This window comes from Neorhizobium sp. R1-B, assembly GCF_004368875.1.
GTDB classification, from domain to species: Bacteria; Pseudomonadota; Alphaproteobacteria; order Rhizobiales; family Rhizobiaceae; genus Neorhizobium; species Neorhizobium huautlense.
In genome coordinates this window covers 194,824-215,324 of sequence record NZ_SOEM01000002.1, presented here as the reverse complement: position 1 = coordinate 215,324, position 20,501 = coordinate 194,824, and the positions used below count along the sequence as shown (strand labels likewise).

General features: G+C 60.0%; 24 protein-coding genes. 14 read left to right on the top strand and 10 right to left on the bottom strand.

Annotated features, from left to right (window positions below; genetic code table 11):
* Positions 1-17 precede the first annotated feature (17 nt).
* Entirely contained in the window at positions 18-1,271 is a 1,254-nt protein-coding gene (locus EDE05_RS03890) for a cytochrome P450 (RefSeq protein WP_134100211.1), read from the top strand.
* On the opposite strand, the gene EDE05_RS03885 is transcribed toward EDE05_RS03890, so the two are convergent.
* Positions 1,272-2,090 carry an SDR family oxidoreductase gene (locus EDE05_RS03885; protein ID WP_134100209.1) on the bottom strand — a complete coding sequence of 273 codons (819 nt, stop codon included), beginning with the start codon at positions 2,088-2,090 and terminating at the stop codon, positions 1,272-1,274.
* Positions 2,091-2,241: 151 nt separating this feature from the next.
* On the opposite strand from EDE05_RS03885, the gene EDE05_RS03880 reads away from it, so the two are divergent.
* Positions 2,242-2,709: a MarR family winged helix-turn-helix transcriptional regulator gene (locus tag EDE05_RS03880; protein WP_112801949.1), complete on the top strand. Its 468-nt coding sequence runs from the start codon at positions 2,242-2,244 to the stop codon at positions 2,707-2,709.
* A 10-nt stretch (positions 2,710-2,719) separates the two neighbouring features.
* Here the strand turns inward: EDE05_RS03880 and EDE05_RS03875 are convergent, their stop codons facing one another.
* Together EDE05_RS03875 and EDE05_RS03870 are read right to left on the bottom strand one after the other, a co-directional pair.
* Positions 2,720-3,064: a cupin domain-containing protein gene (locus EDE05_RS03875; protein WP_134100207.1), complete on the bottom strand. Its 345-nt coding sequence runs from the start codon at positions 3,062-3,064 to the stop codon at positions 2,720-2,722.
* A gap of 7 nt (positions 3,065-3,071) precedes the next feature.
* The gene (locus EDE05_RS03870) at positions 3,072-4,355 is read right to left on the bottom strand and encodes an O-acetylhomoserine aminocarboxypropyltransferase (RefSeq protein WP_132409798.1); all 1,284 of its coding nucleotides are present in this window, start codon (positions 4,353-4,355) and stop codon (positions 3,072-3,074) included.
* Between the two features lie 135 nt (positions 4,356-4,490).
* Between EDE05_RS03870 and EDE05_RS03865 the strand changes: the two genes are divergently transcribed.
* Positions 4,491-4,919 (top strand): DUF6455 family protein, encoded by a 429-nt coding sequence (locus EDE05_RS03865; protein WP_112801943.1) that lies wholly within the window; start codon positions 4,491-4,493, stop codon positions 4,917-4,919.
* Between the two features lie 5 nt (positions 4,920-4,924).
* Here EDE05_RS03865 and EDE05_RS03860 read toward each other — a convergent pair whose 3' ends face one another.
* Positions 4,925-5,353 (bottom strand): CoA-binding protein, encoded by a 429-nt coding sequence (locus EDE05_RS03860; protein WP_134100204.1) that lies wholly within the window; start codon positions 5,351-5,353, stop codon positions 4,925-4,927.
* 87 nt (positions 5,354-5,440) lie between these two features.
* Here EDE05_RS03860 and EDE05_RS03855 point away from each other — a divergent pair, with 87 nt between their 5' ends.
* From EDE05_RS03855 to rpsI, 3 genes are all read left to right on the top strand, one after another.
* Positions 5,441-5,791 carry a hypothetical protein gene (locus EDE05_RS03855; protein ID WP_134100202.1) on the top strand — a complete coding sequence of 117 codons (351 nt, stop codon included), beginning with the start codon at positions 5,441-5,443 and terminating at the stop codon, positions 5,789-5,791.
* Positions 5,792-6,449: 658 nt separating this feature from the next.
* Complete coding sequence (gene rplM, locus EDE05_RS03850) at positions 6,450-6,914, top strand: 50S ribosomal protein L13 (protein WP_105371991.1); 465 nt, start codon at positions 6,450-6,452, stop codon at positions 6,912-6,914.
* A gap of 2 nt (positions 6,915-6,916) precedes the next feature.
* Positions 6,917-7,384: a 30S ribosomal protein S9 gene (gene rpsI, locus EDE05_RS03845; protein WP_105371992.1), complete on the top strand. Its 468-nt coding sequence runs from the start codon at positions 6,917-6,919 to the stop codon at positions 7,382-7,384.
* Positions 7,385-7,460: 76 nt separating this feature from the next.
* Here the strand turns inward: rpsI and EDE05_RS03840 are convergent, their stop codons facing one another.
* Positions 7,461-7,922 carry an Lrp/AsnC family transcriptional regulator gene (locus EDE05_RS03840; protein WP_112802260.1) on the bottom strand — a complete coding sequence of 154 codons (462 nt, stop codon included), beginning with the start codon at positions 7,920-7,922 and terminating at the stop codon, positions 7,461-7,463.
* A 147-nt stretch (positions 7,923-8,069) separates the two neighbouring features.
* Here EDE05_RS03840 and EDE05_RS03835 point away from each other — a divergent pair, with 147 nt between their 5' ends.
* The 4 genes from EDE05_RS03835 (at position 8,070) to EDE05_RS03820 (ending at position 11,735) form a co-directional block, all read left to right on the top strand.
* Positions 8,070-8,861: a phenylalanine 4-monooxygenase gene (locus EDE05_RS03835; RefSeq protein WP_134100199.1), complete on the top strand. Its 792-nt coding sequence runs from the start codon at positions 8,070-8,072 to the stop codon at positions 8,859-8,861.
* A 78-nt stretch (positions 8,862-8,939) separates the two neighbouring features.
* Positions 8,940-9,890: an agmatinase gene (speB, locus tag EDE05_RS03830; RefSeq protein ID WP_112801935.1), complete on the top strand. Its 951-nt coding sequence runs from the start codon at positions 8,940-8,942 to the stop codon at positions 9,888-9,890.
* 73 nt (positions 9,891-9,963) lie between these two features.
* Complete coding sequence (gene argC, locus EDE05_RS03825) at positions 9,964-10,896, top strand: N-acetyl-gamma-glutamyl-phosphate reductase (protein ID WP_134100196.1); 933 nt, start codon at positions 9,964-9,966, stop codon at positions 10,894-10,896.
* The gene (locus tag EDE05_RS03820; RefSeq protein WP_134100193.1) at positions 10,896-11,735 is read left to right on the top strand and encodes an aminoglycoside phosphotransferase family protein; all 840 of its coding nucleotides are present in this window, start codon (positions 10,896-10,898) and stop codon (positions 11,733-11,735) included. The genes argC and EDE05_RS03820 overlap by 1 nt, the downstream gene beginning before the upstream one ends.
* On the opposite strand, the gene EDE05_RS03815 is transcribed toward EDE05_RS03820, so the two are convergent.
* The 4 genes from EDE05_RS03815 to EDE05_RS03800 all read right to left on the bottom strand — a co-directional run bounded on the left by EDE05_RS03815 (position 11,732) and on the right by EDE05_RS03800 (position 14,572).
* A complete protein-coding gene (locus EDE05_RS03815) occupies positions 11,732-12,157 on the bottom strand; it encodes a DoxX family protein (RefSeq protein ID WP_134100190.1) in 426 nt (141 codons plus the stop codon). The genes EDE05_RS03820 and EDE05_RS03815 overlap by 4 nt on opposite strands.
* A gap of 127 nt (positions 12,158-12,284) precedes the next feature.
* Positions 12,285-12,755 carry a cupin domain-containing protein gene (locus tag EDE05_RS03810; protein ID WP_166675428.1) on the bottom strand — a complete coding sequence of 157 codons (471 nt, stop codon included), beginning with the start codon at positions 12,753-12,755 and terminating at the stop codon, positions 12,285-12,287.
* Complete coding sequence (locus EDE05_RS03805; protein WP_166675427.1) at positions 12,748-13,356, bottom strand: TetR/AcrR family transcriptional regulator; 609 nt, start codon at positions 13,354-13,356, stop codon at positions 12,748-12,750. The genes EDE05_RS03810 and EDE05_RS03805 overlap by 8 nt, the downstream gene beginning before the upstream one ends.
* A gap of 115 nt (positions 13,357-13,471) precedes the next feature.
* Complete coding sequence (locus tag EDE05_RS03800; protein WP_134100181.1) at positions 13,472-14,572, bottom strand: COX15/CtaA family protein; 1,101 nt, start codon at positions 14,570-14,572, stop codon at positions 13,472-13,474.
* Positions 14,573-14,707: 135 nt separating this feature from the next.
* Between EDE05_RS03800 and EDE05_RS03795 the strand changes: the two genes are divergently transcribed.
* Together EDE05_RS03795 and EDE05_RS03790 are read left to right on the top strand one after the other, a co-directional pair.
* Positions 14,708-14,923, top strand: a complete 216-nt coding sequence (locus EDE05_RS03795; protein WP_112801920.1) for a DUF2842 domain-containing protein — start codon at positions 14,708-14,710, stop codon at positions 14,921-14,923.
* Positions 14,924-15,038: 115 nt separating this feature from the next.
* A complete protein-coding gene (locus tag EDE05_RS03790; protein WP_134100179.1) occupies positions 15,039-16,280 on the top strand; it encodes a GNAT family N-acetyltransferase in 1,242 nt (413 codons plus the stop codon).
* Positions 16,281-16,284: 4 nt separating this feature from the next.
* Here the strand turns inward: EDE05_RS03790 and EDE05_RS03785 are convergent, their stop codons facing one another.
* The gene (locus tag EDE05_RS03785) at positions 16,285-18,501 is read right to left on the bottom strand and encodes an exopolysaccharide transport family protein (RefSeq protein WP_134100176.1); all 2,217 of its coding nucleotides are present in this window, start codon (positions 18,499-18,501) and stop codon (positions 16,285-16,287) included.
* A 184-nt stretch (positions 18,502-18,685) separates the two neighbouring features.
* Here EDE05_RS03785 and EDE05_RS03780 point away from each other — a divergent pair, with 184 nt between their 5' ends.
* Both EDE05_RS03780 and EDE05_RS03775 read left to right on the top strand, forming a co-directional pair.
* Positions 18,686-19,276: a polysaccharide biosynthesis/export family protein gene (locus EDE05_RS03780; RefSeq protein WP_105372004.1), complete on the top strand. Its 591-nt coding sequence runs from the start codon at positions 18,686-18,688 to the stop codon at positions 19,274-19,276.
* A 7-nt stretch (positions 19,277-19,283) separates the two neighbouring features.
* Positions 19,284-20,444 (top strand): glycosyltransferase family 4 protein, encoded by a 1,161-nt coding sequence (locus EDE05_RS03775; protein ID WP_134100173.1) that lies wholly within the window; start codon positions 19,284-19,286, stop codon positions 20,442-20,444.
* Positions 20,445-20,501: the final 57 nt, after the last annotated feature.

Here is a 20,501-nt window from a genome sequence, read left to right as displayed (position 1 = left end):
TGCGATAGGCATCGGGCATGACAGCACTGCCCGATTTCCTCCGCATCGACCTGAAAGTCCGCCGCGTCTTTCTCGACGGCCGCAACCCGGCATTTTACAGTAATCCCAACCGCGTCTATGCGGCTCTCCACGAGCACTGCCCGACCTTCTATTGGGCGGAGCAGAAGCAATGGTTCTTCACCGGTTACGACCACGTGAACGCGCTTCTACGTGACCGGCGATTCGGCCGCCAGATCCTGCATATCGCCAGCCGCCAGGAGCTTGGCTTACCGGAGCCAGAGCTGCATCTGAAAAATTTCGATCTGGCCGAGCGTCATTCCCTGCTGGAGCTTGAACCGCCGGAGCACACGCGGCTGCGCACGCTTGTCAATCGCGCCTTCGTTTCCCGACACATCGAAAAGCTCCGGCCGGAAATCGCGGACCTTGCGGAGCGGCTGATCGACGGGTTCGAGAAGGAGGGCAAGACGGAACTCCTGTCATCCTTTGCCGACATCATTCCGGTTACCATGATCGCCCGAATGATCGGCATTCCGGACGAGATGGGGCCGCAACTTCTCAAGTGGTCGCATGCCTATGTGGGCATGTACATGTTCAAGCGCAGCCGCGAGGACGAATACGCCGCAGACCGTGCCGCCAAAGAATTCGCCGATTACGTCAGGCGACTGATCGCCGAACGGCGCCGTCAGCCGCGAGAAGATCTTCTGACTCACATGATCCACACCGAGCACAAGGGCCAGTACCTCACCGATGACGAACTGGTATCGACGACCATCGTACTCCTGAACGCCGGGCACGAGGCGACGGTCCACCAGATCGGCAACTCGGTTCGCGTGATCCTGGAAAGCGGACTGCCGGCGACCGATCTCTTCCGCGACGAGGCGGCAACGGAACGGACGGTCGAAGAGACGCTACGCATATGCGCGCCGGTGCATATTTTTCAGCGTTGGGCTTTGGAGGATGTCGAAATCGACGGCGTCACATTCAAGCGTGGCGACAAGGTAAGCCTCATCCTCGCCGCCGCCAATCTCGATCCGGCAAAGTTCCCAAATCCGCTGGCCTTCAAACCAGACCGGCAGGAGGCGCCGAACCTTTCGTTCGGCGCCGGCATCCATTTCTGCATCGGCGCGCCATTGGCAAGGCTGGAGTTGAATACGGTACTGCCGATCCTCTTCCGGCGGCTGCCGGGGCTCAATATCGCCAAGCCGCCGTCGGTCAAGGATGTCTACCACTTCCATGGGTTGGAGAGACTTGATCTTTCGTGGGGACGTTGATCAGGTCGCTGCCGTCTCCGCTCCGACTCCATAACGGGAAGCCGGCTTGCTGAGTGAGAGATGCGGTTGCAATTCGCTCCGCGCCTTTTCAAAGCTGTCATAGAGTGTCTTGTCCGAAAGCGACGGGATGGTGACCAGTTCGCCCTGATCAAAACCGGCCAGCGCGGCATCGACCAGATCGCCGACATTCATCACCATGTTCGGATCCATGTTGTCGAACGATCCGCCGACCCGATCGAATAGTTCCGTCCGGGTGAGCCCCGGTAGAACCGCCTGGATACGCACACCGGTCCCCGCGAGCTCGGTCGCCAGCGATTCCGTCAGGCTCAGAACAAAGGCCTTGCTTGCCGTATAGGTGCCGCTGAAGACCTGAGGCCACAGCGCAACCACCGAGGCCGTATTGATGATAGCGCCCCTGCCGCGACCGACAAATGCCTGCGCTGCGGCAACCGCAAGCCGATTTGCCGCCGTGACATTGAGATCGACCATCTGGTCGAGATAGTCGAGCTCGGTCTTGAGCAGCGGGCCTTTAGGGCCAATGCCGGCATTGTTGACGAAAAGTGTGATCGAATCGTCTCGCCGCAGGCGCATCTCGACCGCCGCGACGTCCCCACGCTGCGTCAGATCTGCGCGAAGCACATCAGCCTTGACGCCTGTCTCACGTGACAAACGCCCGGCGGTGGTCTTCAGACGATCCTCGTCGCGGGCAACAAGGACGAGATCGTAGCCGCGGCGCGCCAGCCGCTCGGCATAAGCCGCGCCGATGCCGGAGGATGCACCTGTCACCAAGGCGGTTCCGAGTTTCAAGGTTTCAGTCATTGTTTATCTCCTGATCTGGATTTTACTGGCATATACCACTAAATAGATGAAAGCGACCAGACGACTGTGCAAGAGGCGCGAAGATTTTTTATTGGCGGTAGCAGAGCCAGGGAAAATCGGGCACTCTGCGTCGCGACGAAACAGAAGTCCCATGACGAAAAAAGATCAGCTCGAGGACGGTATTTGGCTTCACTGCAGCAACAGCGCAGTACGCCGCGCCGCCAGACAACTTGGCCAGCTCTATGAGGATGCCATGGGGGATACCGGCCTTAAGGGCACACAATTCTCACTCATGTCGCAGATCGCCCGCTCCGGCGAACCAACTCTGAAAAGCCTCGCGGAAACCATGGTCATGGACCTTTCCGCGCTTGGTCATACGCTGAAGCCGCTTATCCGCGACGGATATGTCGAACTTACCCCCGACCAGACGGACCGTAGGGTGAAGCGGGTGCGGCTGACGGATGCGGGTACCGCGAAGCAGCGGGACCTAACCGCCCGTTGGCAGGTTGCCCAGGATCACTTCGACAAAGCTTTTGGCAAGGAGAAGTCCGAGGAATTCCGGCGCAGCCTTGCCTTCATCTCCTCGCCTGAATTCGCTAAGGCTTTCAACAAAGAATGAAATCCGCCTCTTAGACCCTGATCACATAGTCCTTGCGAGTCGTTTCAATCACTTCCCAGGTTCCGTTGAAGCCGGGTCTCAGTACCATGCTGTCGCCCGCTTTCAACTGGATGGCCTCGCCGCCATCCTCCGTCACGATCGAATGACCTGAGAGAATGTGGAAATATTCCCATTCGTCGTAAGAGATCTGCCACTTGCCGGGCGTTGCCTCCCATATGCCGGCATAGAGGCCGTCATCGGCCTCTTCGAAATTCCATGTGCGAAAGGTGGGGCTACCGGAAATGACCCGGTCGAGCCCCGGAGCGCCCTCTTCCGCCTCGATCGCAGCAGCGTCGAAAGTCAGCCAGAATGCCATTTTTTCCTCAGATTTTTGACAAAGCCTGTTCGAGATCGGCGATAATGTCGGCAGCATCCTCGATGCCGATCGACAGCCTCACCACGTCCGGACCGGCGCCGGCGGCGATCTGCTGTTCTTCGGTCAGTTGTCGGTGGGTCGTGGAAGCCGGGTGGATGACCAGCGAACGGGTGTCGCCGATATTGGCCAGATGGGAGAAAAGCTGCAGGCTTTCGACAAAGGTCTTGCCCGCCTCGTAGCCGCCGGTGATGCCGAAGGTGAAGACCGAACCGGCGCCTTTCGGCGAATACCGCGTCTGCAGGGCGTGGTTCGGATCGCCCTCCAGACCGGCATAGCGAACCCAGGCAACCTTCGGGTGCCCCTTCAGCCATTTGGCGGCCGCGGCGGCATTGTCGCAATGCTTCTGCATGCGCAAAGGCAAGGTCTCGATGCCGGTCAGGATCATGAAGGCGTTGAAAGGCGAGATCGCAGGGCCGATATCGCGCAGGCCCAGCACGCGGGCTGCGATGGCAAAGCCGATATTGCCGAACGTCTGGTGCAGCACGACACCGGCATATTCCGGCCGCGGCTCCGAAAGCATCGGATAGTTGCCCGATTTCGACCAGTTGAACGTGCCTCCGTCGACGATCACGCCGCCCATGGAGTTGCCATGGCCGCCCATGAACTTGGTCAGCGAATGGACGACGATATCGGCGCCGTGTTCGAGCGGCCGGACGAGATAGGGCGTCGCCATCGTGTTGTCGACGATCAGCGGAATGCCGCGCCGCTGCGCCACCTCGGCGATTGCCGCGATATCCACGAATGTGCCGGCGGGATTAGCGAGACTCTCGATGAAGATTGCGCGGGTGCGGGCGTCGATCTGGCTGTCGAAGCTTGCCGGATCTTCCGTATCGGCCCAGCGTACATGCCAGTCGAAATTCCTGAACGCATGGCCGAACTGGTTGATTGACCCGCCGTAAAGTTTTCGCGCAGCGACGAAATTGTCGCCCGGCTGCATGATCGTGTGGAAAGTCAGCATCTGCGCCGCATGGCCAGACGCGACCGCGAGCCCCGCGGTGCCCCCCTCGAGTGCCGCCACCCGTTCCTCCAGCACCGCCTGGGTCGGGTTCATGATGCGGGTATAGATATTGCCGAACTGCTGCAGGCCAAACAATGCCGCGGCGTGATCGGCATCGTTGAACACGAAGGATGTGGTCTGGTAGATAGGCGTCGCCCTGGCTCCGGTCGTCGGATCAGGCTGTGCGCCCGCGTGAACTGCCAGAGTTGAAAAGCCCGGATTGATTGTCGGCATAGTCTCTCTCCCTCAATGTCTCTCGTATCTTTTCCAAGCCCTGTTATCAGGCTTCCCAAAACCAAACTGGTTGATCTTGGTCAACGACTGCTGTTCTTGTGGGCCTATCCTCTCGACAATAGAGAGGAGAATACCATGACCGATCAAGCCCCTATCCGCCATGAAAGCCTCGCTTCCAGAATTGCCCGCTGGTGTTCCTCGGCGTGGGACACGGTCGAGGAGGCAAAGATCCTCGCAAGCCTTGATAACGAGATGGTCGAAGTGCTCGCCCGCGACAATGCACTATCGAAGGACGAATTCGTTTCTCTGATCCGTCGCGGACCTCATGCAGCAGACGAAATGCTGACCCTCATGCGGGTCCTGAATATCGATCCGGAAGAGGTAAGGCTCCTGGAACCCCTGGAATTCCGGGAAATGCACATCAACTGCTCGAACTGCGGAGAAAAGGGCCGCTGTCGCAGGGAACTGGCCGACGGAACTGCCGCCATCGATTTCGCGAGCTTTTGCGGCAATGCCGATCATCTCAACGAGATGCGCGCCCGGCCGGAACTGTTGGCGGACTGATACCGTCAGGCGACAAGCCGTGGATATTCGATCGCCGGGCATCGGTCCATTACGACCTTGATGCCGGCCGCTTCCGCCTTTGCCGCCGCCCTGTCGTCCCGTACGCTGAGCTGGCCCCAGATGACCTTGGGCTTCGTTTCAAGAGCGATGGCCTCGTCGACGACGCCATCCAGATACTCGGCGGCGCGGAAGACGTCGACCAGGTCGACCGGTTGCGGCACGTCGCCAAGGGTCTTGTACACCGTCTGACCGAGAATCTGCTTGCCTGCCTGACCGGGATTGACCGGATATACCGTGTATCCCTTGCCAAGCAGGAACCCCATAACACGATTGCTTGGCCGGTCCGGATTTGGCGAAGCCCCCAGAAGAGCGATCGTCCTGGTGTTCTTGAGGATGTCGGCAATATATCCGTTATCATAATGGTCGTGGTTCATGACGGCAGCTCCGGTGATGAAACGCCTCTGGCGGCGCGGTCGCTTCGCTCTATGTATGGCTCTATCTCTGTAAATGGGATGCAGGTCATGAAAAAATTTCTCGCAAGCCTTGCGATCGCCTGCGCCGTCGCCGTTGCGTCGGCTGAACCCGCCTTTTCTATCTCACGCTATAATTCGGCAGGCATGTCCTGCGCCGCAGTGCAACGTGTGATCGACCGGGAGGGCGCGGTCATCCTGCGTTATCCTTCCCGAAACGTACGCGGGATGACCCTTTACGACCGCTATGTTGCAGACAGCGGCTTCTGCGATGGCCACGAATTTGCAGATCGCGTCACCGTCCCGACGATGGACACTCCTCGCTGCCCCGTCCGCGCCTGCAAAAGGCGCCCCGATCCCGAAGACTGTTTTCCGCTGCAGCCGGGATGCACCCGGTTCTGACCGGAGGATGGCAGACAGGCCGTGTTCAATAGATGTTCTCGCAATTTTCCGCTTCCGTACGAAGCATATTAGAAGCATCTTATAGTTGAATTAGGCGCACCTACTATTCATCACCCGTGAAAAATCATAGCCATTGATTTTTCGGCCGACATTTTCTTGATGCGCAAAAATAATACTTATCACAAGGCGTTGACAGGAAAATTCGATGTTCACCTCTTTTGCCGATAGCCTGCTATCGGTTTCCGCGGCGCCTCGACGATCTGTGCCCACAGGTTGTATGCAGCATTAGGCCGAAGGTTCTTCGTTCCAGCCGCAGATGTTCCGTTGCCGCAACGGCATCTCTCAGCAAAAACCCACATCTGACCTAGAGTAGCCTGCAAAAGCAGTTCCTACACCATCTGCCGCAAAGAGGCCTGCATGCGAAAATTAAGTGTGGTAAATGCATACCTCATAGATAAACCATTGAAATGTTTGGGATTATTTTTTCTAAGTCAAGATCGGTTGCCTTGACGCATCCTTATCTCACCGGTATAAGCCGCCACAGATTGCGGACCCCTGTGGCCCGCATTCTTTTTGGCGGTTCTGCCGTCGAACCAAGCAACAAGAAACGCCCTGTGTCCGATATCGGATGTCACGGGTCCAGACGAAAGAGAAAACCATGTCAACCTTCGTTCAGAAGCCCGCCGAGGTGGAGAAGAAGTGGGTGATCATCGATGCCGAAGGCCTCGTAGTCGGTCGCCTCGCCACCATCGTAGCAAACCGCCTGCGCGGCAAGCACAAGGCCACTTACACCCCTCACGTCGATGACGGCGACAACGTCATCGTCATCAATGCGGAAAAGGTTGCCCTCACCGGCAAGAAATATTCCGACAAGACCTATTACTGGCACACCGGTTACCCGGGCGGCATCAAGGAGCGCACTGCGCGCCAGATCATCGAAGGCCGCTTCCCGGAGCGCGTCATCGAAAAGGCCGTTGAGCGCATGATTCCCCGCGGCCCCCTCGGTCGTCGCCAGATGAAGAACCTGCGCGTTTACGCCGGTTCCAACCATCCCCACGAAGCCCAGCAGCCGGTCGCTCTCGACGTGGCCTCGCTGAACAAGAAGAATGTAAGGAGCGCCTGATCATGGCCGATCTCTCCTCTCTGAAGGATCTCGCTCCGGCGGCCGAAAGCCAGGCTCCGGTTCACGTCCGTAAGGTCGACAATCTTGGCCGTTCCTACGCGACCGGCAAGCGCAAGAACGCAGTCGCCCGCGTTTGGGTCAAGGCTGGTTCCGGCAAGATCATCGTCAACGGCAAGGACTTCTCGGCTTATTTCGCCCGTCCGGTCCTGCAGATGATCCTGCAGCAGCCGATCGTTGCAGCTGCCCGCACCGGCCAGTTCGACATCATTGCGACCGTCACCGGCGGCGGCCTCTCCGGTCAGGCTGGCGCTGTGCGCCACGGCCTTTCCAAGGCTCTCACCTATTTCGAGCCGGGCCTGCGTTCGGTTCTCAAGAAGGGTGGCTTCCTGACCCGCGACAGCCGCGTTGTCGAGCGTAAGAAGTACGGTAAAGCCAAGGCTCGCCGTTCCTTCCAGTTCTCCAAGCGCTAATCGTCTCTGGATCTTGCACTTTCAAAAGGCGGGGCTTCGGTTCCGCCTTTTTTCGTTTGGGGCTTTTGACATCTCTTCAGATCGGCAGTTCGGTCGTCGACTTCAGTTCGCGCAGGACGAAGCTGGAAACCACGTTGCGCACATGCGGATTGCGCATCAGATGGCGGGTCATGAAGGCTTCATAGGCTTCGACATCGGCTGCCCTGATCTTCAGCATGTAGTCGAACGTTCCAGACAGCGCATAACATTCCATGATCTCCGGTCGATCGCGCACGACGTTCGCAAAAGCTTCGATGGCCTCCTCGTGGTGATCCTCCAAGGTCACATGGGCGATGATGCAGAGCTTGAGATCGAGCTTGGCAGGATCAAGAAGGGCAACCCGCTTTCTGATCACACCATCTGCCTCCAGTTCCTGGATCTTACGCCACGCGGTGCTTTGCGACATCCCGGCTTTCTCCGCCAACTCGGCAAGCGAGAAACCGTCTCCCGCCTGCACGAGCTGAAGGAGTTTTCGGGCGGCCTTCAAAGTTTCTTTCATTCCGGCGCCTCCTTTCGGGATATTTTCCCATCCTTGCATCATAAACCGGCAAAGCTGAAAAGTTTATCCGTGTTTTTCGGGATATTGTGGTGACAGCAGGCCAAGGCTGGAGGAGCCCGGCTGCGGGATCGAAATCGGGAGGCGCTCATGCCCAAGGAAAGCACCTATACGGCGAAGCTGCCGGATGCGGACGGTACCTATCATTACACGACCGAAGAAGATGGGATCTGGAGCGAACTCTACCAACGCCAGATGACGCTGCTGGCCGACAAGGCCTGTAAGGAATATCTGGATGGGGTAAACCTGCTCGGCTTGAAGCCTGACAAGGTTCCTCAGCTTCACGATATCAACCGACGCCTCAACGAAACCACCGGCTTCGGCGTGGAAGGCGTGCCGGCACTTATCCCGCCGTCGCGCTTTTACGAATTGCTGTCGCAGGGCAAGTTTCCGCTGGCGACCTTCATCCGCCGCCGGGAGCACATCGACTACATCGAAGAGCCGGATATCTTCCATGAGGTCTTCGGCCACTGCCCTCTGCTGACGAACCAGAGCTATGCCAATTTCGTTCGCCGCTTCGGTGAGAAAGCCGTCGGGCTCGGCAAGGAATATTCCTGGCACTTGTTCCGGATATTCTGGTTCACTGTCGAATTCGGTCTCATCGACACGCCGCAGGGACGCCGCTGCTTCGGCGCCGGTATCGTCTCTTCTCCCAACGAGACGCGGGCAGCGATGGGAGGCAGAGGAAGCGAATTCCGCCCCTTCGACCTGATGACGGTGCTTAGAACGCCCTATCGAATCGATATCGTCCAGCCGATCTACTACGTCATCGACAGCTTCGCGCAGCTGGAAGCAATCATTGAGGAGGATATCGGCGCTCGCATCAGAGACGCCAAGGCCCTTGGCGATTTTCCGCCCGCCTTCGAGGCCAAGGCCTCCTAAGCATGCCACTTTTATCAGAAGGAGGCTTGCCTTGTCGGCCCTCATTGGCCAACGTCCCCCAAATGATGGAGGGACGCAATGGTGGAAAAGTCGATCGATCACGCCTTCACGGCAACCAGCCTTACCTCTGCCGCGACCGATCCCACCTTTGCGGGCGCGCTGTCTTTCATGCGGCGACGCTTCGCGAAAGATCTGGCGGGTGCCGATGCGGTGGTGTGGGGCATCCCCTTTGATGCGGCGACCTCCAACCGGCCGGGCGCGCGCTTTGGACCGCAGGCGATCCGCCGGGCCTCCGCGATCTTCGACAACGACCCCCAGTATCCGTTCTCCCGCGATCTCTTTTCGGAAATGGCGGTGATTGACTATGGCGACTGCCTGCTCGACTACGGGAACCATCAGAAGACGCCGGCGGCAATCGAGGCCCAAGCAAATGTGATCCTCGACAGCGGTGCTTTTCTGCTGACGCTCGGAGGCGACCATTACGTCACCTGGCCGCTGCTCAAGGCGCATGTGGCCAGGCACGGCCCTCTTGCCCTTGTCCAATTCGATGCTCACCAGGATACGTGGCTCGACGACGACCGTCGTATCGACCACGGTTCTTTCGTAGCGCGGGCAGTGCGCGACGGCATTATCGATGCCACGCGCTCGATCCAGATCGGCATCCGCACCCATGCCCCGGAAACTTTCGGCATCCGCCTCCTCTATGGCCATGAGATCGAGGAAATGAGTGCAGCCGAAATCGCCGCGACGATTCTCGACCATACCGGCGGAAAACCGGCCTATCTCACCTTCGATATCGATTGTCTCGACCCTGCTTTTGCGCCAGGCACCGGAACGCCCGTAGCCGGCGGTCCCTCGAGCGCCAAGATCCTCTCGGTTCTGCGCCAGCTCGGCGGCCTCGATATCCGTGGCGCGGATGTGGTTGAAGTCGCGCCCGCCTATGATCATGCCGATATCACCGCCATTGCCGGAGCGACCGTTGCGATGTATATGCTCGGGCTTCGCGCGGAGCGGCAGGCACTGCGTTAAACTTCTGAATCAAGCGGCTGGTAAACTGAATCCGGCCGTCAAGCCAAGGCACTGACATCACAGGATAAAGACAATGGCAGCGAAAATCTTCATCGATGGCGAACACGGCACCACGGGACTGCAGATCCGCACCCGCATGGCCGGCCGCCGCGACGTCGAACTGCTGTCGATCCCGGAAGCCGAGCGGCGCAATGCCGCGATGCGCGAGGATCTCCTGAACAGCGCCGACATCGCCATCCTCTGCCTGCCGGACGACGCCTCCCGCGAGGCCGTCTCCATGCTTTCCGGCAACAACAAGGTGCGGGTGATCGACACCTCGACGGCTTTCCGTGTCGATCCGTCCTGGGCCTATGGTTTTGCCGAGATGGATCAGGCTCAGGCCGACCGGATCAAATCCGCCCGTTTGGTTAGCAATCCGGGCTGCTATCCTACCGGCGCCATCGGTCTCATCCGGCCGTTGCGCGCTGCCGGCATCCTGCCGGACGGTTATCCGGTAACGGTCAACGCCATCTCCGGTTATACCGGCGGCGGAAAGCAGATGATCGCACAGATGGAGAATCCTGACCATCCGGAGGCTATCAGGGCCAATAACTTTCTCTATGGCCTGCCGCTCAAGCACAAGCACGTCCCGGAGATGAAGGTTCACGGCCTGCTCGATCGCCCGCCGCTGTTCTCGCCGTCCGTCGGCCGCTTTGCGCAAGGCATGATCGTGCAGGTACCGCTGTTCCTGGAGGACTTGAAGGGTGATGCGACGGTTGAGGGCATCCACAGAGCGCTTGTCGAGCATTATGCCGGGCAGGACATCGTTACGGTCGTCCCGCTCGAAGAGAGCAAGGCGCTTCCTCGCGTCGATGCGGAAGAACTGGTCGGCAAGGACACGATGAAGCTCTTCGTGTTCGGAACGCCGGGCGGTGCGCATGCCAACCTCGTCGCCCTGCTCGACAATCTCGGCAAGGGCGCTTCGGGTGCGGCCGTTCAGAACATGGATCTGATGCTCTCGGCCTGATGACCGGCAGCATTCCCTTCCCCTTGGAATGGCGGATCGAAGGCGCCCGCCAAATCGCCGATACGATCGTCGGCACCGTCTACGAAGTGACGCGTGCCGGCGGCGAACTCGATATCGTCAAAGTCCTTAAACCCAGAGCATTGGAAGACAATCTTCGCGGCGCCGATTTTCTTGCGTGGCGCGATGGTGTCGGCTGCGTTCGGCTGATCGGGCGCTCCGGCAACATCCTGTTGATGGAACATGCCGGCGGGGCGACGCTCCGCGATCATCTTGTCGCTCACAGCGACCGCGACGCCACCCGGATCGCGAGCGAGGTGCTGACGGAATACCACCGCCCATCGGACACACCGCCACCCGCTAGCCTGCAGCCGCTGTCCCGTTACTTCGCGAGCCTGTTCAACAAGGCAGAAGCCGACCGCCACCTTGGTGTTGCCAGCCCCTTCGTCGAGGCGGCCGCTATGGCGGAAGACCTGATCGGCAATCAGCAGGACATCAAACCGCTACACGGGGACTTGCACCACGAGAACATTATGCTTGGGCCACGCGGCTGGCTGATCATCGATCCGGCCGGCCTGATCGGCGACGCCGCGCTCGATGTCGCCAACATGTTTTCCAACCCGCTCGACCGTTTCGACCTGACACGCAACGAGGAACGCATCGCTTCCATGGCCGAGGTGTTCTCCGGAGCGCTGAGGCGCGATGTCCGCACCATCCTCCGTTATGGCTTTGCCTATGGCTGCCTTTCCGCCGCCTGGCATTACGAAGACGGCAACGCCAAAGATTGCGAAGACGAGCTTGCCGTCGCTGCAGCGATTGGCAGCGTATTGCGGCAGGCCTAGGCGACCCGCCTTACCGATCCGAATGTCTGTTTCAGACCAAGGTTGAGCGCGAGCCTCTCGCCCGGTCCGTGTACGGCAGCGAACAGCAGACCGGCGAGAAACGTGAAATGATCGACGAAGAAGCCGAACTCCGCCTGATTGCCTTCCCAATGGCTCGGCCCGTGAAAGGCGAATGCCAGAAAGATGACATAGATGCCCGCAAGCAGCGCCGCTTCCGAAAAGAAGGCGCCGGTCAGGAAAGCAACAGCCAATCCCGCTTCGAAGATCGCAGCGGACCATGCGAGGACGAGCGGAAACGGAAAACCGGCGCCGGCGATATAGCCCGCCGTCGACGGCATATCGAAGAATTTGAAGCTCGTCGCCATGACGAACAGGCCGCAGAAAATTAGCCTTGCAACGAGAACCGCGATTGTCCTTGCCATTGTCCTGCCCTCGCTCCTTGGTGCAGCCGTGCGGCTATGCTCCAAGGACGGGTGGTCAGAAGATTTGCCGACAGTCGGGTTGAGACAATTACCCAAAACGGGGCCATTGGGTGATGCCCGTCCCACTTCAGGCTGCCTGCAGGATGTGAATGCCGTGGGTTTCGGTCAACGCCATGATCCGCTCGATTACCTCCGGCGTTGGCGGGCCTGCCGGCGGTTCATGGCTGGCGGCGGCTTCGAAGAAACCCATCATCCCGTCATCAACGATGGCCATCATTATCGCCGGCTCGGAAGAAGAATTACGATAGGCATGCGGCGCATGGGCAGGAATGGTGACGACATCGCCGACCACAGCTTCGATTTCGGCGGGCTTTCCGTCCACCATACTCCATATGGTCATAGTACCCTCCAGAATGCGGAAGATTTCCGGAGAGGCGTGCATATGCGGCGGCGTGCCGCTTCCCGGGGGCACCAGCACGTCGATGACGTTGAACCCGGTGCCTTCCAATTTGCCTCGCTTCATCACCTGGTCGCCCATGACCCAGAAGACGCCGGCGCTCGCGGCCGGATGGACCCTTGCGGAAAAATTATCATTCATCTCTTTCGTCCTTCGATATGCGCCCTTCGCGTCTTGCCGCATCGAGCAGAGCGCCGATCGCCCATGCGGCCGCTCTTCCCGCCTCTTCGCCGGATAGCCCCCAATAATCCTTCATGGTCTGCCAGGCCGTGGCACTGAAAAGCAGCTGGACCGTCGCCTCCAGCTGTCGCGCCCGTTCGGGTTGGAGAAGGCTCGACACGTCCGAGAGACTTCTTTTGAAGGCTGCCTGCCGCTCGTCGTTGGCCTGCAGCCGCATCTGTCGGCCCGGGCCGCTCGCATGGGAGGCGCGCACGATGCCTTCGATGCCATCCAGCGAAGTGAAGAGTGCCGGCGGCAGATCGACGAGATCGCGCTCGCTCTCTGGCCAGAAGCGCACGCCGAGCGAGGCATTGGTGCTCTGCCAGAAGGCCGAGAGCAGATCCTCTTTGGTCGGGAAATGACGAAAGATGGTCCGGCGATTGACGCCACTCACCTCCGCCAGTTCGTCGAATCCGAGAGCGCTGTCCGGATCGCTTTCCAGTATTGCCCTGACGCCGGCCAGGATGCGCTCTCGCGTTTGCTGTGCCTGTTCCGTCCGTAGCGGACTTTCGTACTTTGTCACTTTTAGTGCATTCATGTCACTTGTAATGACATTAATAACGAGAGCCGTCAACCCAAAAAAAAAGGCGGACGGAACTAGATCCGTCCGCCTTGGAAAGGCCTTTGATGATGGGAGATCAGCTGCGGGTAACGACCGCCGTTTCGGGAGGATATTCTCCGATGAAACCGCGCCAGTGGGCTATGGCAAATCCGAGAACGATCATGGCCATGGCCTGATGGGTAAGCGCCAGATGCATCGGAACCTGCATCACCAAGGTTGAAATCCCGATCAGCGCCTGGATGCCGACCAGCACGAAGAGCAGGATTGAACGGCGGGCATGGGTGCTGCCCGGCGCCTTGGAGAGCGAAACGATCATGTGAACGAGTGCGACGGCAAACAGCAGATAGGCGCCGCATCGATGCGCGAACTGCACCGTCTTCGGATTTTCGAAAAGATTGATCCACCAGGGCTCTTGAATAAACAGGTCGCCCGGCACCAGCGCGCCGTCCATCATCGGCCAGGTCGTGTAACTAAGGCCGGCATCGAGACCTGCGACCAGGGCGCCAAGATAGATCTGAAAGAGAACGAGGAGAGCGATGCCACCCGCTGCCCAGACGGACTTTCCAGTCGGTGGCGCGTCATGGCTATGAGGCGACAGGCCACGCATAATCCAGACACAGGCGGCGAAGATCAGACAGGCAATCGTCAGATGCGTGGCGAGCCGGTATTGCGAGACGCTGACGAGTTTGCTGAGGCCGGAGGAGACCATCCACCAGCCGATAAAGCCCTGAAAACCGCCAAGTGCCAGGACGCCCACCAGCGGCCAGCGCAACCGCTTTTCAATGCGGCCCGTTAGCCAGAAGAAGACAAGCGGAGCGGCAAAGACCACGCCGATGGAGCGGGCCAGGAAGCGGTGTGCCCATTCCCACCAGAAGATCGACTTGAATTCGTCAACCGTCATGTCCCTGTTGACCTGCTGGTATTGCGGAATGCGCTGATAAAGGCGGAACTCCTCCTCCCACTCCTCCGCCGAGAGCGGCGGTATCACCCCATGGATCGGCTTCCATTCGGTGATCGAGAGTCCGGAATCGGTGAGCCTGGTCGCTCCCCCGACCAGCACCAGACAGAAAAGCGTGAAGATAACGACCCCCAACCAGATGCGCACCGCCTTGCGGTCGCGCTCGAGGCGCTTCGTCTGTTTCACGACATCGATGATGACTGCGTTCGTCGCGGACATGGGATACTCCCGTCGCTCGTGGCGAAAAGACGTCTTCAGACGCCTTTTGTTCTTTGGCGTTGCTTTGCCTCATCGCCCCATGCAAAACAAGCCCCGACACTTTGCGGCATGCCGTCGCGGATAGGAGAAAACGTCTTGGTCCCGCGTTTGAGAAGTTTCATCGGTACTATTCTCATCATCTTTCTGGTGGTCATTTATGCGTTGGCCGCCACGACCGTCGCCACCTTCATGCTCGCCACCTCGCCATGGTGGGTGCATTTTCTCTATTTCCTGTTCTCCGGCCTGCTCTGGATCCTTCCGGCCATGCTGATCATCAAGTGGATGGCAGGTCCCAGACCTCCCAGGAGCTGAATTTACGGGCGGTTAACCAGCCGCTGCGGTTTGTCCGCAAACCGGACCAACGATAAACGGATTTTTGGCTCCTCCTCCCTATCGTGCCGGCAAAACGGCATCAGCGGGCGAAGCCATGCAGCAGCGGGGAACCCAATACAAAGAACAGATCGTTCCGATGCCCGGAGGCCCGGCGGCGGGCGACGTGGTGCGATTTGCCGATCTGACACTGCACGTCCTCGACAATCCACAGCCGATCGAACCCGAGTGGCGCCGTCTGGAGAAGCAGGAAAAGAACTCCCTGCACCAAGGGTTCGATTGGTGTCTTTCCTGGACGCAGGCACACAAGAGCGAGCTCGCCATCCTTCAGGGTGTGGCCGAAAATCGCACGCATCTCATCCTGCCGCTCGAAATCCTCGCAGAAAAAGGCGTGAAGATCGCGCGCTTTCCTGGGGACCGGTTCAACAACCTCAATTCCGGCCTCTTCGCCAATCTCGCCGAGCCCGACACGGAGGAGCTTCAGAACTTTGTTCACGCCGTGCGGACGGCGTTGAAGGACAAGGCCGATCTGATCGTCCTCGACAATATCCCGCTTGCCTGGCGCGGTACCCGGCATCCGCTTCGCGGACTGGCAACGACCGAAAACCAGAACCGCTCCTTCCAGCTTCCGTTGCTTGGCGATTTCGAGGCGACCATTGCGCAGCTCAACGCCAAAAGCCGTCGCAAGAAATTCCGCTCCTCAACCCGCAAGCTCGAGGCAATCGGCGGGTATGATTACGTCTGCCCCGAAAGCCGCGCCGAAAAGCATGCGCTCCTCGATCTCTTCTTCCAACAGAAGGGCGAGCGGCTTGCACAGCTTGGTCTGCCGGATGTGTTCCAGCCGGACGATATCCGGCAATTCTTCCACTGGCTGCTGGACGTGCCGACCGAAGGTTTCGACACTCCGCTCCGCCTTTTCGCCATCCGCCTGCGCGGCGAACATCAAGGCCATGTCGCCGCGATCGCCGGTCTCTCCCGCAAGGGCGGCCACGTCATCTGCCAGTTCAGTTCCATCGACGAAAGCGTCTGCCCCGAAGCCAGCCCTGGCGAACTGCTGTTCTGGCTGACCATCGAACAATCCTGCCGCGAGGGCGCCGCAGTCTTCGATTTCGGCGTCGGTGATCAGCCTTACAAGCGAAACTGGTGCACGCAGGAAACCGTCCAGCACGACATCCTGCTGCCACTGACTTGGAAGGGATTGCTGCTGCGTCCGCTGATGATGGGATTGACCAGGGGCAAGGCGATGATCAAACGCAATCCCCACCTCTACTCCCTGGTTCAGCGCTGGCGAGCAGGGCATAGCCCGAAAGGGCCAGCGCCCGCCTCGGAAGCGGAATGACCAATCAGGCCGCGCGGCGGCGACCGCGCCGCGGCGAATGCAGGTCCCCCGCTTCGCTCATGACCAACAGGTGCCGATAGCCGGCCATCTCGAAATCAGTGACGAGTTTCGCCACCTCGTCGTCCTTGAAGCCCGGAACCGAGAGAATGATATCCGCAGTCTCATCGCCCGCCAGACGCGAAATGCCGGAAATCTCGGCAGGCCCGCATTCGACCAGCACCAGATCATAGGCGTCGGCCAGCGCATCGATGATCATCGTCAACCGATCGGCGCCGCGCATGGCCTTGCCCGGATCGGAAGCGCCATGTGGTATGATGTGGGCATCGGAGAGACGATCCCGGTGGATCGCGTCGCCGAACGCGGTCTCGCCGCAGAGCAGATCGGTAATGCCCGGTAGTTTCGGATTTTCAGCCATCAGGCGCGTTGGGCAGGCGGAACCGGTCATATCAATCAGCGCCACGGTCCGCCCATGTTCGGCAATCTCGCGGGCCAGCATCACGGTTGCCGTCGAACCTTCGTCACCGCGCGGTGAAATGGCGATCGCCACCGGAACATCGTGACGTTCAAGATAGTGGGCAACCGAACCGATCGTGAAGCCTTCGTCCTTGGCTTCGACCTGCTCCACCCGCTCCTCTGCCGTCGGAAAGACGAATCTTTCCGAGACCTTGGCGCGTGCCTTGGCCGCGGCCTCGCGCACGTCGAAACGGGCGGCTTCGGCCTGCATCTGATGCACCGGCAAGGGGGAATCGGCGGGAGCGACGGCTGCGGGAACCGGTGCCGGCAAGGTTTTCGCCTCACGGTCAAACTCGACATCGCCCACACCGGAAGGCCGGAGCGCGCGGCCGCTGAAGAGCTCGATGATCATGACGATCAGGCATCCGAAAATGAACGTCGCGAGCGACACCACGGTTACGATCGGAATGATTTTCGGAAAATAAGGTTCGGACGGCTCCACAGCGCGGGAAACGATGCGCGCGTCGGCCGGGCTCGCATTGCTGTCGAGACGCGATGTCGCCTCGCGGAAACGGGCGAGATAGGTTTCGAGAAGCTGGCGCTGGGCGGTGGCCTCACGCTCAAGTGCCCGCAGCCCGACCTCCTCCTCTCCGGACTTGGCCGAATCTGCCTTGAGGCCGTTCAGCTGCGTCATCAACTGACGCTCACGCAGCCGCGCCACCTCCGCATCGTTTTCAAGACTGGCAAGTATCTTCTTGGTTTCACTGTCGATCTGCTGGCGAATGCCACCCAGCTGGGCGCGCAGGCCTTTCAGCCGCGGATGGCCCTCCAGCAATTGGGTGGATTGGTCGGATATCTGGGCCTGCAGATTGGCTTCAGCTTCCTTCAGGCGCTGGATGACCTGCGATCCGACGACGTCGGTCAGCGTATCGGATGCCCGCCCCGCTTTCAGCGCCGCGCGAACGTTTTCAGCCCGCGCTTCGGCATTGGCCCGCTCGGCCCGGACACGGGCGAGCTCGGTTGAAATGTCGTTGAGTTGCTGGGTGGAGAAGCTATTGGTTTCGGTCGTCTGGAAAAGGCCGTTGGAGGAGCGGTAGTCCGCGACTTTCTTCTCCGCCTCCTGAACCTTGCCGGTCAGCCGGACGATTTCCGGTTCGAGCCACCTTGCGGTCTCGGAATGGGTGTCCAGCTTTGCGCCGCTCTGAATCTCGAGATAGACCTCCGCCATCCTGTTGGGAATGTCGGCGGCGAGCTTCTGATCATGCGAGGAAAACTCGATCGCGATGACGCGGGAGTTTTCGACGGGATAGACCTGCAGCTTTTCGCGAAATTCCTGGATGACCCGGTCCTCGGCCTCGAGCGTCATCGGATCCTGTTTGAGGCCGATCAGAACCAGGGGATCGGGCAGCAGGGACTGGGCCGCCGGATCGAATTCCTTCAACTGCGCCAGCTTCAGCTCGCGGACCACGCGCTTGATGAGATCGCTCGACTGCAGGAGCTGCGCCTGGCTGGTGACGTTCAGCGAGTCGAGAACCGGATCGTTCGCCTGCGGCGCGCCCTCTCCTCCCGACAGGTTTGGCGAACGAGATTCTATGAGGAGCCGCGTCTCGCCTTTGTAGCTCGGCTTCATCAGGCTCGCCCCGACAAGAGCGACGGCAGCGGCTATGACGGTGGCGCCGATGATCCTGGCTTTGCGTTCCCATACGGCCGCGATAATCCGCCCGAGATCGATATCCACGTCCTGATTGCTGCCGTTTACGCCTGACATGATACGCTCCAACTACCGGTTTGGGCGGATGGTAAAGGATCATGGTAACGCGAGGGTTAATGGCGGTCCGGGCGACCGTTGCTCGTTAACGCTCGCGAAATTGCGCCGTTCTTTACCGGGCATTAACCCTAACAGACCGATAACGGACGCAATGGTATGAACAGCCGGAGCCCGGAACGCGAAAATGTCCTTCGCCCCCATCAGACACGTGACGGTCAAACACGTGCTTGTGCTCGCACTTGGCGTGGCAGCGACGGCACTGGCCGGCTGCACAAGCTACGCCCCGGCACCGAAAAGTTTTCAGGAGGCGACGATCCAGCCGTATCGGCTCGACAGCGGCGACCGGCTGCGCATCAGCGTCTTTGAGCAGCCGGGCCTGTCGAATTCCTATACGGTCGACCAGGCTGGCTACGTAGCCTTCCCGCTGATCGGACAGGTCGCGGCCCGCGGCCAGACCTTGCCTGCGCTGGAGGGCGCAATCGCGTCCCGCCTGAAGCAAGGCTATCTGCGCGACCCCGACGTCACGATTGAGGTTGACCGTTATCGTCCCGTCTTCGTGATGGGCGAAGTGGGGCGGCCGGGGCAATATTCATATGTGCCCGGCATGACGGCCCAGAACGCCGTTGCAATCGCCGGAGGCTTCACCTCGCGCGGCAACCAGCGGGATGTGGATGTCACCCGCAAGATCAACGGACAGGTGATTACCGGCCGAACGACGATTGCCGCTCCGGTGCTGGCTGGCGATACGATCTACGTCCGCGAGCGGCTCTTCTGACGAACCAATGACGGAGAGCGCTCCCCTGCGGATACTCCATTGTTTCCGGTCTCCCGTCGGCGGGATCTTCCGCCATGTGCGCGATCTCGTCGAAGAACACCGGGCACTCGGCCACGAGGTCGGCATACTCTGCGACAGCTCGACCGGCGGTGCGCATGAGGACCGCCTCTTCGACAGCATAAGGCCGCAGCTTTCGCTCGGCCTGATCCGCATTCCGATGCGTCGCGCGATCGTTCCGTCGGATCTCGTGGCCATCTACAAGAGTTACAAGCACATCAGGAGCTTGCAGCCGGATATACTGCATGGGCATGGTGCCAAAGGCGGCGCCATTGCCCGGCTGATCGGCTCAGCACTGCGGGTAAACAGGTATCGCGTAGCCCGCCTCTATTCGCCGCATGGCGGCAGCCTGCATTTCGACCGGAACACCTTGTCTGGTCAGGTGGTGCTGCGGCTGGAACGTTTTCAGGAGCATTTTGGAGACGCGCTTGTCTTCGTCTGTGACTACGAAAGGCGGGCCTACGAGAGGAAAGTCGGCAAGCCGCGCAAAATATCGCGGGTGATCTACAACGGCATCAGGGACGCTGAATTCGAATCGGTCGAAACGGAACCGGCCGCCCCGAATTTCCTCTATATCGGCATGCTTCGCGACCTGAAGGGACCGGATGTCTTCATCGATGCCTTCGCCCGCACGGAACGGGCCGTCGGACGCCCCCTGTCTGCCCTCATGGTCGGCGACGGACCCGACCGGGACCGCTACGCGGCGATGATGGCCGAGCGAGGGCTCGCACGGCGTATCTTGATGCGGCCGGCCATGCCGGCTCGCGAGGCCTTCGCATTGGCGAAGGTCGTCGTCGTCCCCTCGCGTGCCGAGGCGATGCCCTATATCGTGCTGGAGGCCTTGGCGGCCGGCAAAGCCGTGATTGCCTCGCGCGTCGGCGGAATTCCGGAAGTACTGGGACACGCAAGTGCCGCGCTCGCCCAACCCGGAGACGCGGAGGATCTCTCCCGCGTCATGAGAGAGGCGATCGCCACGCCCGATTGGCGGGAGCACGTCATGCCAAAGCCGGACGCCTTCAAGGCAGTCTTTTCCGCCTCCGTCATGGCCCGGGAGATGCTCGGCCTGTACCATAATCTGCTGGGCTCGGACGCTTTGGCAGACCGGCGCTAAAGGCTTCCTTCACCTCTTTTTGCTAGGTCCTTTTTCAGTGCCTCCGTCTTCCTTAGA